Source organism: Ochrobactrum sp. SFR4, assembly GCF_019730395.1.
GTDB lineage: Bacteria > Pseudomonadota > Alphaproteobacteria > Rhizobiales > Rhizobiaceae > Pseudochrobactrum.
On record NZ_JAAPBB010000432.1, the window covers coordinates 1 to 341 of the forward strand.

Sequence of the window (341 nt, forward strand, 5' to 3'; positions counted from 1 at the left end):
GTGGCAAAGCCGGAATCCACACCGGACAAATCTATGCCCTTTAAGCTTCCACCTGACGTCGGATATTGACGACCTATAGCATCTGCCAGTGCAATCCACGGCTCGTCACTTTCCGTCGGCGAACCTTCAAATATTTCACGATCTATCAGCCAGCGTTGACCACGTGGCCCGATTGCATAACAAACCCATTTAATACCATAGCTTTGAACGTCTGCCGCTGAAACAATCAGCGCGGTACCAGCCGGAATTTCGCGTGCATTATATGGCGCTTTTCGAACGGCTTCGGTTATTTTCTCCCATTCAATGGTCACGCCACCTGGATCATAAGGATAAGCCAAATC

General features: G+C 49.6%; 1 protein-coding gene. It reads right to left on the minus strand.

All coding sequences use genetic code 11. From position 1 onward, the window contains the following. Positions 1 to 341: terminase gpA endonuclease subunit (locus HBA93_RS19695; RefSeq protein ID WP_221724416.1), on the minus strand; the 341-nt coding region annotated here is incomplete at both ends.